This is a genomic window from Nocardia sp. NPDC051463 (assembly GCF_040681975.1).
Taxonomy (GTDB): domain Bacteria; phylum Actinomycetota; class Actinomycetes; order Mycobacteriales; family Mycobacteriaceae; genus Nocardia.
In genome coordinates, this window is sequence record NZ_JBFBAB010000022.1 from 83128 (window position 1) to 97971 (window position 14844).

The window sequence follows — 14844 nt, forward strand, 5'->3', positions numbered from 1 at the left end:
ATGGGAGTTCGGGTAGGCGTTGTCGGCGCGACCGGTCAGGTCGGCGCTGTCATGCGAAAACTGCTGGAGGAGCGCAACTTTCCGGCCGACGAAATCCGGTTCTTCGCCTCGTCGCGCTCGGCGGGTAAGACGCTGCCGTGGCGTGGTGGCGAGATCGTTGTCGAGGACACCGAGACCGCCGACCCCTCCGGCCTCGATATCGCACTGTTCTCCGCGGGCGCGACCATGTCCCGCGTGCAGGCGCCGCGTTTCGCGGCGGCCGGTGTGACGGTCATCGACAATTCCTCGGCCTGGCGCAAGGATCCCGAGGTCCCGCTGGTCGTCAGCGAGGTGAACCCGGAGCAGACGCGCAATCTGGTCAAGGGCATCATCGCCAACCCGAACTGCACGACCATGGCGGCGATGCCGGTGCTCAAGCCGCTACACGATGTGGCAGGGCTGCAGCGCCTGATCGTCTCCAGCTACCAGGCGGTGTCCGGCAGCGGGCTCGCCGGGGTCGAGGAGCTGGCATCCCAGGTGCGTGCCGTGGTCGGCGACGCCGAAAAGCTGGTGCACGACGGTAGTTCGGTGCAGTTCCCCGCGCCGAACAAGTACGTCGCGCCGATCGCCTTCGATGTGATCCCGCTCGCGGGCGCGCTCGTCGAGGACGGCTCCGGTGAGACCGACGAAGATCAGAAGCTGCGCAACGAGAGCCGCAAGATCCTCGGCCTGCCCGAGTTGCTCGTCAGCGGCACCTGTGTGCGTGTCCCGGTCTTCACCGGCCACTCGCTGTCGATCAATGCCGAATTCGCGGAACCGATTTCGGTGGAGCGTGCCAAGGAACTGCTGGCCAAGGCGCCGGGCGTCAGGCTCGTCGAGGTGCCGACCCCGTTGCAGGCTGCCGGCATCGACGAGTCCCTCGTCGGCCGCATCCGCCAGGATCCCGGTGTGCCGAACGGTCGCGGTCTCGCCTTGTTCATCTCGGGCGACAACCTGCGAAAGGGTGCTGCTCTCAACACCATTCAGATCGCCGAGGTCTTACTCGCCGACCGCTGAGTCCGGCGGGGCGAATCGAATCACCGAACGGCGCGGTGGTCCACAATGGGTGGATCACCGCGCCGTTCGACGTTACGTGCCGCACTCGGTGCGCTTCAGCGCCGCCGTAGGCCGTCGAACATGACCATGAAGCTGCGTCGCCGCTGATCGTTGGTCACGCCGGTGCCCTGCGCGGCGATGAAGGTGCCCTTGATGATTCGCATCAGGTCGTCGATATCTATATCGGTCCGGACCGCGCCGGATTGCTGGGCGCGCCGGAGCAACTCGCCGATCGCGCGGTTCATTTCGGCTACGGGCGCGAGGTGCTCGGGGGGGAGTTGTCCGCCGACGGCGTCGGCCAGGTCGCGTTTCAGCCCACCGTCGGTCGCCATCACGTCGAGGAAGTCGAAGAAGGCCCGGCCGGAGTCCTCGGCGGTGGACAGTTCGCGCGCGTGCGATGCCATGCGCTCGATGCGTTCCACGATCGCGGCTTCGAACAGCGCCTCCTTGGTGGGGAAGTGCCGGTAGACGGTGCCCGCGCCGACGCCGGCCCGGCGTGCGATCTCGTCTAGAGGGACCGAAAGACCTTCGGCGGCGAAAGCCTCCTGGGCGGCAGCAAGCACGCGATCGCGGTTGCGGCGCGCGTCGGCGCGCAGCGTGCGCGGTTCCTGTTTCGGTGGATCGGTCACGAACGACGAGTTTACTGCGCTCATTGACAAACGGGGCGATCGTTCCGGATCATAAACGGGGTATACGTTCCGCTTATTGACGAGGTGTTTCATGGTGAAGTCTTCGGTGGATAGCCCGCGCGAGCTGGTCGAACGCCTATTCGCGATCCTGCCTGTGCGTGATGCCGAGGCGTTCGTGCAACTGCTCGCTCCCGATGTGGTGTTCGAAATACCCTTCGTCCTGCCCGGCATGCCGACTCGATATGTCGGTCGCGATGAGGTCCGGGCCCACCTCACCCAGCGTTGGTCGAACCTCCCTGGCATCGAGGTGCACGACATCTATCCCGAGGTGTACGAGACCACCGATCCCGAGCTGGTGCTGGTGGAGACAGAGGTCGACATGACGGTGCCCGGCGCGCGGCGGGCTCGGGTCCGTACTTCTGTCAACGTTGTCCGGGTGCGTGACGGAAAGGTCGTGCTGTTCCGTGATTACATGGATACGGCTCGACTCGCCCGGCACGCCGAGCGCTGATCGGGCGGGCACGCCGAAAATCGGCTCGCCCGCACGCCGTTTCGATTGCTAGCCTCCGGCGATGACGAACCCGCATGCCTACGTGTACTTCGGCGACCGGATCGTTGCCGCTGACTCGGCATCGGTCAATGTCGCGTCCTCGGCAGTTCTCTACGGTCTGAGCGTCTACACCGTGTTCCCGGTGCATGTGGATGGATCGGCGCGCACCGCTTTCCGGTTGGACGATCACTTCCGGCGGCTGGAGGAGTCCTGCAAGATCATCGGCATCGATCGTTTCGCCGCCGAGTGGGATTTCACCAAGTTTCGGGCCGCCGTTGTCGAACTGATCGAACGGAACGCACCTGTCACCGATGTATTCGTGCGGGCGACAGTGCATGTCGTCGAGTCGATCCCCGGCACCAGGGTTCGTGGCTGCGCGATTCAGGTGAGTATGTTCGTCTATGACGCGGTGCCGATCGTCCCGCAGGACGGCATGCGATTGAAATCCAGTCCGTGGCGGCGTATTCCGGACAACGCGATTCCTTCGCGCGCGAAGGTCAACGGCGCTTACGTGAATTCGGTGCTCGCCAAGCAGGATGCCATCGATAGCGGCTACGACGACTGCATCTTCCTCGATGGCAACGGCCATGTCTGCGAACTCAGTGCGGCCAACATTTTCCTGGTCCGCAATGGCACCCTCATCACCCCCGACGTGTCCTGTGACATCCTCGACGGCATCAACCGCCGCACCATCCTCACCCTCGCCGCCGAGGGTGGCATTCCGTTCGTCGAACGGACGGTAGATCTGACCGAGCTGTACATCGCCGACGAGGTTTTCGTCTCCGGCACGTCCGCGGGTGCGGCTCCCGTCACCGAGGTCGACGGTCGACTGATCGCCGATGGCCGCCATGGGCCGATCTCCCAGGCATTGCGTAAACGCCATGCAGCCGCACTGCGCACCGATGAGCTGCACGGTTGGGTCACGAATCTGACCGGGTCGCCGGCCTAGCCGAAAGGCATGGGCGGCGCGGCAGGCGCAATTCCGGGACCTGTTGCCGCAGGCGAAATGCCCTTCTTCGGTGTGAAATTCGGTGATGGCACGCGATTCAGCGGATCCCGGGCGTGCGTGGATCGGGGCCGAGGCATACCAGAACGACGCAGCCGGGCGCGGTGTCCGCGAATGGTGGGGCCAGCGGGTAGTTCAGGCAGGCGAACACATTGCAGCCCGGGTATGCCGACGGCCCGATTCCGAAGACCGCGAGCAGGATGTTGGCATCGACGTATCGGCTCGGATCCAGTCGCAACGGCGGCTCGATGTAGGGACCCGGGTCCGGGAGTGGCCTTTCGTCGAACGCGGCGAACAGCCTGCGGAAGAATTCGTGCGGCAGTTCCGCGGTGTTCTGCACGATTCCGGACAGGCCCTGGCGGCTGACATTGCCGTAGACCCCGGTCCAGACCACGGTCAGGTCCAGGCTGGGGATGATGAATACGTCCTGCATACCGAGCCCGGCCATCGTATACACGTCGGGGGGCAGCGAAGCGGCGATCTCCAAGCACCCGGGTCCGATCCAGAAGAGGTACCCATAGCAACTGTTCGCCGCCGAGGGCTGCCGCGCCTGCCGCAGATACTCCTGCGACACGAGTTGCTGTGTGCCCCAGCGCCCGTTGTTGCTCACCAGCAGGCCCAGCTTCGCGAAATCGTTCGGCGGGATCATCAAGTGTGCGTACCCGTAGGTGTGTCCGGCGCGATCGCGCGCCCAATAATAGTCGCCGCGAGCGATGCCGAGCGGATCGAACAGCTCCCGCTGCGCGAACTGTTGCAGTGGTTCGCCGATCGCTGATTCGATGACATACGCGAGCAGGTCGACATTGCGCTGGCTGTAGCTGAACACCGTGCCGGGCGGGTTATCCAGTGGCACACCGAGTGCCTGCACCGCGCTGTTCGGGTCGAGTGGAATCACTCCTGTAATGCCTTCGGTGAGCACTCCGACGCGCATCCCCGAGGTCTCGGTGAGCAGATTTTCCACCGTGATCGACCGATGTATTTCGTCACCGAGCCCCGGCGGTAGGTATCGATCGATCGGCGCATCGATATCGAGTTTGCCGTGGTCCCATGCCATTCCGGCGAGTACCGAGACGACACTTTTGGTCGCGCTCCAGATATTCCACGCGACATTTCCGGTTTGGTCGTTCGTCGGCCCTTCGCCGATCAGGCAGTTGTGCCGGAAGACCTGCACATTCAACCGATTCCGCCCACCAGCGAAGGCCAGTGCTTCGGCCAGCCGCTGCGAATTCAGCCCCACTTGCTCCGGCGCCGCCCGCTGCGGTTCCCGCCCGGAGGACACCCCGCACGCCATCTGGTCGTTCGAGGTCGCCTGCGCATTCCCGGCGAACACACTCCCCGCCACCAGCGATACCGCCGCGATTCCTGCCAGGAATCCGTAGAAACGCCCCATGGCCAAAGGCTATCGCGTCGGCACCCGGTGCACTGGGCAACAGGCTGAGCATCGGCCGGGCAAAAATTCGGCGCTATGCGGAGGCCGAATTTCGGGGATATCCGAGGGCGCACGACAGTTCCGCCGCCGCCGGCACTCGATGTGGTCCGAACCGTTGCCGCCGAATGCGTTCCGGCTCCGTCAACGCCCGCAACCGATACCGGCACCCTGGCGGTGCCGTGCCGAACATGTGCGCCGAGAGCTCGGACTTGTGGTCATTGACCGTGATGATGGCGATGACAGCCACGACCGCGATGGCTGCCAAGGCGGCATTCTCGACCACCGCGTCGCCGACCACGAATCAGTGCTCCGAATCGGAGCGTCACGAATATGTGAAACGCCGCCAGATCGTCAGACCTGGCGGCGCTGAGCCGCCGGACGCCACGCCAGCGTCACGGCTCGGTGCCGACGTCCCACAAGCGCCTCTCGGCGAGTGGTCGCTCGAAGCGACAAAAAGGGGTGAGGCCCGGGGCTGTCCGGACGCCGACAGAGGTGGTCAACCGTGCCGCATCGCGATCTATTCCGCGTTGCCGAATGTGACCCACACAACGTGCGGCTGCACGCTCTCGGCTCGCGGGGAGCAGTGACCTTATAGATTCTATTTCTTGACTAATTCCAGAAAAGAAGCGACCATCGTTGGCATGCACACCGACGCCACCGATCCGCGCACACAGTTGCGTGCGGCAGGCCTGCGGGTTACCGCCCCGCGGGTCGCGGTGCTGAATGCGGTCGCGGCCCGACCGCATTCGGACGCCGATCGGCTGGCCGCCACGGTCAGGCAAGCATTGGGTTCGGTATCCACGCAGGCCGTCTACGACGTGCTTCGGGCCTGCGTACACGCCGGAATCCTGCGCCGTATCGAGCCGGCCGGTTCGGCCGCGCGCTACGAGACCCGGACCGGAGACAACCATCATCACCTGGTGTGCCGAAGCTGCGACGCGGTCGTGGACGTGGACTGTGTTGTGGGCAGCGCCCCCTGCCTGGAACCCGTGGACCACCACGGATTCACGATCGATGAGGCAGAGGTCGTCTTCTGGGGTCTGTGCCCTACCTGTCGTTCGCAAGAGCGGTAGTCACCCCGACAGCCGGGGACAGCCGATCCCCGGGACGTTGTTCCCATCAGCCGAGGAGGCTTCGACATGACCAAGCCGACAACCACCAACACCGGTACCCCGGTACCGAGCGACAACGAATCACTCACCGCGGGCGTCCAGGGGCCCATCCTGCTGCACGACCATTACCTCATCGAGAAGCTCGCTCAGTTCAACCGTGAGCGGGTGCCGGAGCGGATCGTGCACGCCAAGGGTGCGGGTGCCTATGGTGAGCTGGTTGTGACCAACGATGTCAGCCGATACACCAAGGCCAAGCTGTTCCAGCCGGGTGTGCGAACCGAGTCGCTGGTGCGTTTCTCCACGGTGGCCGGTGAGCAGGGCAGTCCCGACACTTGGCGCGACCCACGCGGTTTCGCGGTGAAGTTCTACACCGAAGACGGTAACTACGACCTCGTCGGCAACAACACTCCGGTCTTCTTCATCACCGACCCGATCAAGTTCCCCGACTTCATCCGGTCCCAGAAGCGCCTGCCCGGCAACGGATTACGCGATCACACCATGCAGTGGGACTTCTGGACCCTGCGCCCGGAGACCGCGCACCAGGTGGCCTGGCTGATGGGTGACCGTGGGATCCCTAAGACCTACCGCCACATGAACGGCTACGGTTCGCACACCTACCAGTGGATCAATGCTGCGGGCGAGCGATTCTGGGTGAAGTACCACTTCAAGACCGACCAGGGTATCGACTACCTGACCCAGGCCGACGCCGACCGGATCGCCGGGGAGAACGCCGACTATCACCGCAAGGACCTCTGGGACGCGATCGAGCGCGGCGAGTTCCCGAGTTGGACGGTGCACGTGCAGGTCATGCCGGTCGCCGAGGCCGAGGGCTACCGATTCAACCCGTTCGACCTGACCAAGGTGTGGTCGCACCAGGATTACCCGCTGATCGAGGTCGGCAAGTGGACCCTGAACCGCAACCCGGGCAACTACTTCGTCGACATCGAGCAGGCCGCCTTCGAGCCATCGAATATCGTTCCCGGCATTGGTTTCTCGCCGGACAAGATGCTCCTGGGTCGGGTGTTCGCCTATGCGGACGCGCACCGCTACCGGATCGGCACCAACTACGCGCAGTTGCCGCCGAACCGCGCGAAGGCCGCCGAGGTGAACTCCTACTCCAAGGAGGGCTCCATGCGCTACGAATACAACGACGCGAGTGTGCCGGTGTACGCGCCGAATTCCTTCGGCGGCCCGCATGCCGACCCGCAGCGGGCGCCGGATGGCGGCATCTGGGAGTTCGATCCCACCGTCGTGCGCGCGGGCTACATCGAGCACGCCGAGGATGGCGACTTCACCCAGGCGGGCACCTTGGTCCGTGAGGTCCTCGACGATGACCAGCGAGATCGCTTGGTGAACAACATCGTCGGCCACGTACTCGGTGGGGTGCGGGAGCCGGTGCTGAGCCGGGTCTTCGAGTACTGGAAGAACGTCGACGCCGATCTCGGCAAGCGGGTCGAGGAAGGCGTGCGTGCAGGACTGAACGGCACATCGGCGTAGCGACTCGCAACGTCGGGCAGGTGCTCACCTCCCTAGGTGTGCACCTGCCGTGCCCTGAGCGCTCTACATTCAGCGCGTTCTCCTGCCATATTTCCCGAAGACGTGCTCGGTTCGCCGGCGGCGAGGAAGTTCCCGGGCTCGCTGAGTGCTGTCGCACCGGCTATCAGGGCCGAGGCCCGTTTGTTCGGCTACCCGACCGCCTGACACAGTGAGGGGCATGTTTCGGCTGACACGTAACAATCGGGTAGTCATCGCCGCCGCGCTCGCGCTGCCACTGCTCGCTGCCTGCGGCACCGATTCGCAAGCGGCGCAAGAGCTTCCGAGCACCGCCGCGCCGGTGCGGGCCGCCGCTCGGATCGCGGACCTGGAGATGCGCTACGAATCCCGAATCGGTCTGTTCGCCGTGGACACCGGCACCGACAAAACCGTGTCGAACAGCGCCAACCAGCGTTTCCCGTTGCTGTCCACATTCAAGACGCTCGCCGTGGCGGCCTTGCTGAAGGCGCATCCACTCGACACCGGATATTTCGACCGCGTCATCCAGTTCACCGAGGCCGACCTTGTCGCGAACTCGCCCGTGACCAGCACGAAGATCGCCACTGGAATGTCGGTCGCCGAACTGTCCGAAGCGACGATCACCCGCAGCGACAACACTGCCGCCAACCTGCTGCTGCGCGAACTCGGCGGCCCTGCGGAGGTGACGGCGTTCCTGCGCACACTCGGCGACCAGGTAAGCAGGCTGGATCGCTGGGAACCCGAACTCAACTCCGCCGTCCCCGGCGATCCGCAGGACACCACCACCCCCGCCGCGCTCGCTGCGGACTATCGCGCCTTGGTCCTCGGCGACGCGCTCAGCACCCCGGAGCGCGATCGACTGATTTCCTGGTTGAAGGCGAATACCACTGGCAGCAAGCGAATTCGCGCAGGCGTCCCCGCCGACTGGACAACCGGCGACAAGACCGGCACCGGAGCCTACGGTTGCCTGAACGACGTCGCGATCACCTGGCCCGACGGCGGCCGAGCGCCGATCGTCATCGCCGTGCTCACCTGCAAAGGCACCGCGGACGCCACAGGAGACGACGCGGTAATCGTCGACGCCACCAAGCTCGCGACCGAATCCCTGCGCTGATCCTCGACAAGATCACCCTCGACCCCACCGGCGAGACCAAGGTTGCCGTTCGAGTTCGGAACGGTCGATTTCGAGCGAGTCCGGTTCGCTGAGCAACCCGAGCGACGTAGCTTGACCCCATGGCTGCCGACGACGACACCGTATCGCCGAACATGCACCAGGAGCCTGTCGGTCCGCCCGAACCGCCTGCTTCGGCGGTGTCGTCGTCGGACCTGGCGGCCCTCCAGCGCCAACTGGAACTTGCGAAGCGCAGCGGGCGGTACGCGCTGATCACCGCGGTTGTCGCGGCTGTGATTTCGGCCGCCGCGTCGGCATGGTCATCCATCCACGTGAGCAGCCGCCTTGCTGCTCCATCCACCGGATTTCGTGTCTCTGCTCCACCCCTGACTTTCCAGCCAGGGGTGGAGCGGATTTCGAGTGCTTGTCACAGGCTGCGGCTACACCGCACTACAGCAGGCCCCACCAATACAGCAGGGTAGCCAGTATCCACACGACCACGGTTTCCATCGCCGCTCCCATCTCCTTGGCGCCCTCATTTCCATCATCCGCCGTTTTGGGCTCACGTGGTGGCAACTCGACTGGTTCCCGCTGATATCGATGGCTCTACCTGCGGTCTTGTGCCTACAAGATCTTCTTAAGGGCGCGCCAAGCCCCGGACTGCATTGTTTGTGTCACCACCGGAACACACCGGAAAACAAAGACCCGGACCCGACAAGGACAGACGATGATCGGCAAGCTGACCACCGCCCTCGCCCTCGCTCTCACGACCACCGCAGGCGCCCTGGTGTTCGGCGCGGGCGCCGCGATCGCGGACACCACCGGCCACCCCGGCGCCGCGCTCACCGGTCAGGCCACCTGCACCCACAAGAGTGATCGCATCGAGATCGAGATCGCCGCCCCGATCGTTTACGCGCAGCCGGGCCACCGGCCCGGCGAATACCAATTGATCCGGTACCGCACCGTCGTCTATGACGCCGCCAAGGGCACCCTGGCAGTGGCGAGCGAGTGGGAGAAGGGGAAAGCCACCGACACCAAGGCCGCCGACATGGACGATGCGGAGCTGAAGGTGCTGCGCAACGACCCGAACGCCTACAAGGTCATCCAGCAGGTCGAGTGGCTGGCACCGGATGGGGAGAACCCGGTCGCAAGCACAGATCTCTACGCCACCGGCTACCAGATCAAGGACGGCCGCACCGTCCTCGGCACCTTCGAGTACTGCCAGTAGGCAGCGCCAGGGGAAAAACCACCACCGGGAGGTGGAAACCGGGCGCGACCTGTCTTCGAGGGGTTGACAGGTCGCGACCAGGGAAAAGGCCAGCCGGACCGGTCCACGAGGGGTGACCGGTCCGGCCGGCTTTCGTTAGAGCGCAGACACTTTCGGATGGCTCTTCCAGGAGCTGACCGGCAACCGCCACTGCCGAAGGTAACCATTCGGTGCACGCCGACGATCCCACCCAGGTATGGGTCGGGCCGGTTCACGAGGGGTGACCGGCCCGGCCGCTTTTCCACCGAACGTGGTCGGTGTCACCGGCCGTTCTCGTGCACGCACGACGCGGGCCGCTCTCGGATCGCCTCGGCTACTTCACCCACCTTGCCAACGGGCTGCACCGTCGCCTGGTCCGGCGGCTCCCGGCGATGTGGGCGGGGGCAAATTCCTGACCGTAAGCGACGCCGATCTGCTGTCGCATTCTCGATGTGGATGTCGACGCGCTCATTGCCGATGCGGCGATAGCGGCCGCGTTCGTCGAGCTGGCACGTCGGCTCCTCGACGTGGGGACATGGGAATCGTTCGCACGCGGGTTGCCCGGTTCCGGACTTCCGAGATCTGGTAGACAGATTGCTGAATCTGTCTTACGGTCGCTACATGTTGCTCCAAGAGTATCGTGATGCTCCGAGGTTCGAACTACGGTCGGGTGCGACCTGGAAGTCTCCGTGGGGGATGTATGCCGCGCTGCGTGCGCAGGATCCGGTGCATCATGTGGTGCCGGAGGAGCGGCCCGCGCATGACTACTGGGTGCTCACTCGGCATGCGGATGTGTATGCGGCAGTGAGGGATACAGCGACATTCTCCTCCAGCGACGGGCTGACGGTGGAGTACGGGGAGCTCGAGCAGATCGGGCTGACCGACAATCCGCCGCTGGTGATGCAGGATCCGCCGGTGCACACCGAATTTCGGCGACTGGTTGCGCGCGGGTTCACACCGCGGCAGGTCGTCGACGTCGAGCCGGTGGTGCGCGGTTTCGTCAGGCAGCGCCTGGATCAGCTGGCCGAGCAGGGTGGGGGCGATATCGTCGAGCAACTGTTCAAGCCGCTGCCGAGCATGGTTGTCGCGCACTATCTCGGGGTGCCGCCGGAGGATCACGGGCGCTTCGACGGGTGGACCGATGCGGTGGTTGCCGGGAGTATCGACGCGCGCAACACCCATGCGCAGCAGGCTTCGATGGAGATGCTCGGCTACTTCGCCGAGCTGATCAAACGGCGTCGGACCGACCCGGGCGAGGACACCGTATCGCTCTTGGTGCAGGCGGGCATGGCCGCGGACGACGACGATGTGCGCGGCCTCGTCCAGATCCTCGCCTACACCTGGACGATGGTCGCGGGTGGCAATGACACGACCACCGGATTGCTCGGTGGTGCAGTGCAATTGCTGCAACAGCACCCGGAGCAACGCGCGGCGCTCGTGGCCGATCGAGACCGCGTCGAGGTCGCGATCGAGGAACTCGCCCGGCTGACCTCGCCCGTGCAGGGACTGGCCAGGACAACGACCCGAGAGGTGGAGTTGCACGGCACGACGGTGCCCGCGGGACGCAAGGTGCTCCTGGTCTACGGCGCGGCCAACCGCGACGATCGGGTCTACGGTGCCGACGCCGAGGAACTGGACATCGACCGGAACCCGCAGCGGATCCTGACCTTCGGCCACGGCCCGCATCATTGTCTCGGTGCGGCGGCGGCGCGGATGCAGGCCCGAGTTGCCTTGGCGGAGTTGCTGGAGCGCTTTCCCGACTATGTCGTCGACATCGATGCGGTCCAGTATGCGCCCGGCCCTTATGTGCGCAGGCCGACCACGATCCCGTTCCGGTGCACGGCATGAACGGTGACTGGTTGGCCGACGGCCGGGCCGAACTGGCCTCCGAACGCATCCTCGACGCGGTGCGCACGCTGTTCTTGGAGAAGGGTGTCAGCGGAATCGGTATGGCCGAAGTCGCCGACGCCGCAGGCTGTTCCAGGGCGACGCTCTACCGCTACTTCGACAATCGTCAAGCGCTGTATGTGGCCTTCGCGGGTCGTGAGGCGCGGCAATTGGTGGAGCGGGTATGGCGTGATCGACCCGACGATGCGAGCGCCGACCGTGCCGAGCAGCTGCTCGACGGCGTTGCCGCGGTGCTCGCCGAGGTACGCAAGACACCGCACCTGGCCGTGTGGTTCGAGCCTGCGAACTCGGGAATCGTTGCCCAGCTGTCGAATTCGTCGCACGTGATCGATGCGATCGGCACCGGTTTCGTCGCGGGCCATCGTCCGCGATTATCCGCGGCCGCGGCGCGGATGCTCGGGCAGTGGGTGGTGCGGGTGGTCGTTTCGATGCTGACGCTGCCCGGCGCGGGGGAGGACGAGGAGCGGGCGATGCTGCGAAATTTCCTGCTGCCGTTCCTGCTCGACGAGCGGACCGTCATCGAATGACGAGGACCGGCGCCGTGGTGGACGGCGCCGGTCATGGTCGGTTTCTCCAGCGGGCGATTACCCGATGGTCTGCGCCGAGTAGTCGGGCAGGTCGTAGGCGTCGGTCCCGCTGAGCATCTTCATCATCAGCGGCTTCATGACCTTGGCGGTCATCAGCTTGCTGACCATATGACCCGCGCGAATCCCGAAGCGGGTCTTCGGGGTCATCGCCTTCAGGCCGCCCGGCGGCAGCTCCTGCGCCTTGGCGACGAACGGCCGCAGCACCTCTTCGTAGCGGGCCAGCGCTTGCTCCGGATCACCTGCGTGCGCGACGATTTCGCCGGCCAGCACATACGCGCCGACCAAGGCCATCGCGGTGCCCTGACCGGTGAGCGGCGAGCCGCAGTAACCTGCGTCACCGAGCAGCACGACGCGGCCCTTCGAGTAGGTCGGCATGTCGATGCGCGCCAGCTCGTCGAAGTAGAAGTCTCCTGCCTCGCCCATGGCATCGTTGACCGTGTTCGCGATAGTGCCGCCGCCTGCCAGCCGCTCGCGGATCAGCTGCTGCTGCGCGGGGATGTCGCGACGCAGGGCGGGATCGGCGTCGGTGCGCATCGTGATGATCGCCTTGCAGGTGGTCGGGTCGTAGTCGGGACGGAGACCGACGTTGGTCGCGCCGACCAGCGAGTTCATCGTGAACCAATTGTCTTCGGTGCCTGCCGGGGTCGGCAGTGTGAAGAAGGACATGTACCCGCCGAGGTAGGTCGAGAACTCCTCTTCGGGGCCGAACACCAGTCGCCGGGTGGCGGAGTGCAGTCCATCCGCGCCGATCACGATGTCGAAGCGTTCGGTGCTGCCGGAGGCGAAGGTGACATCGATGCCGGTGTCGTCCTGGTTGATGTCGGTGATCCATGCGCCGTAGCGGTAGTCGACGCCGCCCGCTTCGGCGAGCGCGTCGAGTAGTACTTGATTGAGGTCACCACGGGTGAGCTCGATTTCGGCCACCGCGCCCTTGCCGTCGAACATCTCGGCGGGCATGCGCAGCAGCTCCTTGCCTTCGCTGTCCACCATGACAATGCCGCGCTCGTCGAGCTGGACCTTCCGGATGCCGGGCATCAGGCCCATCCGCTCCGCGACCTCGCTGCTCGGCCCGCGCAGGTCGACGGCCTGACCGCCCGGGCGGGGCGCGTCGGCGCGCTCGACCACGGTGGCCCGGATGCCGGCCCGGAGTAGCTGCAGGGCAACGGCATTGCCGCCGATACCACCGCCGGAAACGAGGACGCGAGGCTGGTCGGCGGAGTTGGCGTTCATGTTGGGACCCCTTGCTTTGACTCGAATGTCTTAGACATATGTTTAACAGAGGCTTGCACGTTTGTCTAGTACAAATGTGTAAGACGGACGTACAGTGAGAGCATGGGAAACAGAGAAGAACTGCTCACGGCAGCGCGGACCTGCCTCTACCAGCGCGGATTCGCGGCGACCACAGCGCGCGATATCGCCGATTCCGCCGGGGTGAGCCTGGCGGCGATCGGGTACCACTTCGGATCGAAGGACCAATTGATCAGCGAGGCGATCACCGAAGCCATCGGCGACGGCATCGACGCTGAACTGGAAAACTTGATCAGGACCGCGGGCGCGGGCCGTTCGCTCGCCGAGTCGTTCGCCGCGACATGGGCAGGCATCGGCGCGATCTTCCTTCGCAACAGGGAAGGCATTGTCGCGTCTACAGAGAACATCGTCCGGGTCCATCGATCGTCGGATGGGCAACGGTACACGGAGAAGGCCGGTGCGCAAGCCGTCAGTGAAATCGCGGCAATCCTCGGCAAGGTGTACCCGGAGCTGTCGCGGGTACAGGCCGATGCGGTCGGCCGGTTGTACTACACGCTGCTGAATGGTCTTGCGATCCAGTGGATCAGCAATCCGGATGGTGCGCTGCCGACCGGTGACGACTTCGCGGTCGCCCTCGCCGCACTCGCCCCGCAACCGCCAGCGCCCGCGGGTGTCCCGGGCGCTGCCGGTACGGAGCCGGCCTAACGCTGGAGATACGCCTTCCAGCCGCCGCACTGCGTGATATCGGACGCTGCCTCGGCGGCGTCATACGTGCAGGCGAAACCGATAGCCGAACGCCCATCGGACAATTCGATGCTGGTCGACGCCATCGGCGCGGGCAGCGCGGCCGGGCGGATCACACGACGAATGCGATCCGCACCGAGCTTTTCGGCTCAGGTTCGCCGTTGGTCTCTCAGTCGATACCGAATGGTGCTGCGTAGCGGACAGTTCCGCGTGGCAGCGGCCGTGTCTCATCGAGCGTCAGCGCCATCAGGGCCTCATCGGGCACGTCGATGCTCAGTCCGATTCCGTGCTCGCTGGCCCGGGTGAAGCCGAAGCGCGGGTAGTACGCCGGATGCCCGAGGACGATCACGAAGGCTTCGCCGAGCTGTCGGGCCGCGTCCAGTGCGGCGCGGATCGCCGCGGAACCCGCACCGGTCCGCTGGTACTCCGGCAGCGTGGCGCACGGTGCCAGGCACAACGCCGGGGTGGCGTCGACGTGGCAGCGGGTCAGCAGCGCGTACCCGGCGAGCGGGCCGCCCGGTAGCCCGGCGACGAAGGAAAGGCGATCGATCCACGACGGATCATCGCGCAACGCGTCGACGAGATCGGCTTCCTCCGCGGTCTCGAAAGCCGCGAGGTTGATGTTTCGGACCGCGGGGATATCGGCGTCGGTCTCGACGCGGGTGATCCAGTCGGTGCGAGTGCGCAT

At 65.3% G+C, this 14844-nt stretch carries 16 protein-coding genes; 10 read left to right on the plus strand and 6 right to left on the minus strand.

All coding sequences use genetic code 11. The annotated features are described in order from the left end of the window. Positions 1 to 1035: an aspartate-semialdehyde dehydrogenase gene (locus tag AB0M74_RS25290; RefSeq protein WP_366528762.1), complete on the plus strand. Its 1035-nt coding sequence runs from the start codon at positions 1 to 3 to the stop codon at positions 1033 to 1035. Between the two features lie 95 nt (positions 1036 to 1130). On the opposite strand, the gene AB0M74_RS25295 is transcribed toward AB0M74_RS25290, so the two are convergent. Continuing rightward, positions 1131 to 1796 (minus strand): TetR/AcrR family transcriptional regulator, encoded by a 666-nt coding sequence (locus tag AB0M74_RS25295; protein ID WP_366528763.1) that lies wholly within the window; start codon positions 1794 to 1796, stop codon positions 1131 to 1133. Between AB0M74_RS25295 and AB0M74_RS25300 the strand changes: the two genes are divergently transcribed. Together AB0M74_RS25300 and AB0M74_RS25305 are read left to right on the plus strand one after the other, a co-directional pair. Further along, on the plus strand, positions 1795 to 2214 hold the full coding sequence (locus tag AB0M74_RS25300; RefSeq protein ID WP_366528764.1) for a nuclear transport factor 2 family protein: 420 nt from the start codon (positions 1795 to 1797) through the stop codon (positions 2212 to 2214). The two genes, AB0M74_RS25295 and AB0M74_RS25300, sit on opposite strands and share 2 nt — an antisense overlap. 61 nt (positions 2215 to 2275) lie before the next feature. Beyond that, positions 2276 to 3202 (plus strand): aminotransferase class IV, encoded by a 927-nt coding sequence (locus AB0M74_RS25305; RefSeq protein WP_366528765.1) that lies wholly within the window; start codon positions 2276 to 2278, stop codon positions 3200 to 3202. A 97-nt stretch (positions 3203 to 3299) separates the two neighbouring features. On the opposite strand, the gene AB0M74_RS25310 is transcribed toward AB0M74_RS25305, so the two are convergent. Next, positions 3300 to 4649: a serine hydrolase gene (locus AB0M74_RS25310; RefSeq protein ID WP_366528766.1), complete on the minus strand. Its 1350-nt coding sequence runs from the start codon at positions 4647 to 4649 to the stop codon at positions 3300 to 3302. Positions 4650 to 4722: 73 nt separating this feature from the next. Further along, complete coding sequence (locus AB0M74_RS25315; RefSeq protein ID WP_366528767.1) at positions 4723 to 4986, minus strand: hypothetical protein; 264 nt, start codon at positions 4984 to 4986, stop codon at positions 4723 to 4725. Between the two features lie 343 nt (positions 4987 to 5329). Here AB0M74_RS25315 and AB0M74_RS25320 point away from each other — a divergent pair, with 343 nt between their 5' ends. The 6 genes from AB0M74_RS25320 to AB0M74_RS25345 all read left to right on the plus strand — a co-directional run bounded on the left by AB0M74_RS25320 (position 5330) and on the right by AB0M74_RS25345 (position 12104). Beyond that, positions 5330 to 5761: a Fur family transcriptional regulator gene (locus AB0M74_RS25320; RefSeq protein WP_366528797.1), complete on the plus strand. Its 432-nt coding sequence runs from the start codon at positions 5330 to 5332 to the stop codon at positions 5759 to 5761. A 66-nt stretch (positions 5762 to 5827) separates the two neighbouring features. Beyond that, positions 5828 to 7297 carry a catalase gene (locus tag AB0M74_RS25325; RefSeq protein WP_366528768.1) on the plus strand — a complete coding sequence of 490 codons (1470 nt, stop codon included), beginning with the start codon at positions 5828 to 5830 and terminating at the stop codon, positions 7295 to 7297. 217 nt (positions 7298 to 7514) lie between these two features. Continuing rightward, a complete protein-coding gene (gene bla, locus AB0M74_RS25330) occupies positions 7515 to 8426 on the plus strand; it encodes a class A beta-lactamase (protein WP_366528769.1) in 912 nt (303 codons plus the stop codon). A gap of 724 nt (positions 8427 to 9150) precedes the next feature. Next, the gene (locus AB0M74_RS25335) at positions 9151 to 9651 is read left to right on the plus strand and encodes a hypothetical protein (protein WP_366528770.1); all 501 of its coding nucleotides are present in this window, start codon (positions 9151 to 9153) and stop codon (positions 9649 to 9651) included. 639 nt (positions 9652 to 10290) lie between these two features. Next, a complete protein-coding gene (locus AB0M74_RS25340) occupies positions 10291 to 11517 on the plus strand; it encodes a cytochrome P450 (RefSeq protein ID WP_366528771.1) in 1227 nt (408 codons plus the stop codon). After that, positions 11514 to 12104, plus strand: a complete 591-nt coding sequence (locus AB0M74_RS25345; protein WP_366528772.1) for a TetR/AcrR family transcriptional regulator — start codon at positions 11514 to 11516, stop codon at positions 12102 to 12104. The genes AB0M74_RS25340 and AB0M74_RS25345 overlap by 4 nt, the downstream gene beginning before the upstream one ends. A 57-nt stretch (positions 12105 to 12161) precedes the next feature. On the opposite strand, the gene AB0M74_RS25350 is transcribed toward AB0M74_RS25345, so the two are convergent. Further along, entirely contained in the window at positions 12162 to 13394 is a 1233-nt protein-coding gene (locus AB0M74_RS25350) for an FAD-dependent monooxygenase (RefSeq protein WP_366528773.1), read from the minus strand. Positions 13395 to 13496: 102 nt separating this feature from the next. Between AB0M74_RS25350 and AB0M74_RS25355 the strand changes: the two genes are divergently transcribed. After that, positions 13497 to 14117: a helix-turn-helix domain-containing protein gene (locus tag AB0M74_RS25355; RefSeq protein ID WP_366528774.1), complete on the plus strand. Its 621-nt coding sequence runs from the start codon at positions 13497 to 13499 to the stop codon at positions 14115 to 14117. Here the strand turns inward: AB0M74_RS25355 and AB0M74_RS25360 are convergent. Both AB0M74_RS25360 and AB0M74_RS25365 read right to left on the minus strand, forming a co-directional pair. After that, positions 14114 to 14272 (minus strand): hypothetical protein, encoded by a 159-nt coding sequence (locus AB0M74_RS25360; RefSeq protein ID WP_366528802.1) that lies wholly within the window; start codon positions 14270 to 14272, stop codon positions 14114 to 14116. The genes AB0M74_RS25355 and AB0M74_RS25360 overlap by 4 nt on opposite strands. A 53-nt stretch (positions 14273 to 14325) precedes the next feature. Then, a complete protein-coding gene (locus AB0M74_RS25365) occupies positions 14326 to 14844 on the minus strand; it encodes an N-acetyltransferase (RefSeq protein WP_366528775.1) in 519 nt (172 codons plus the stop codon).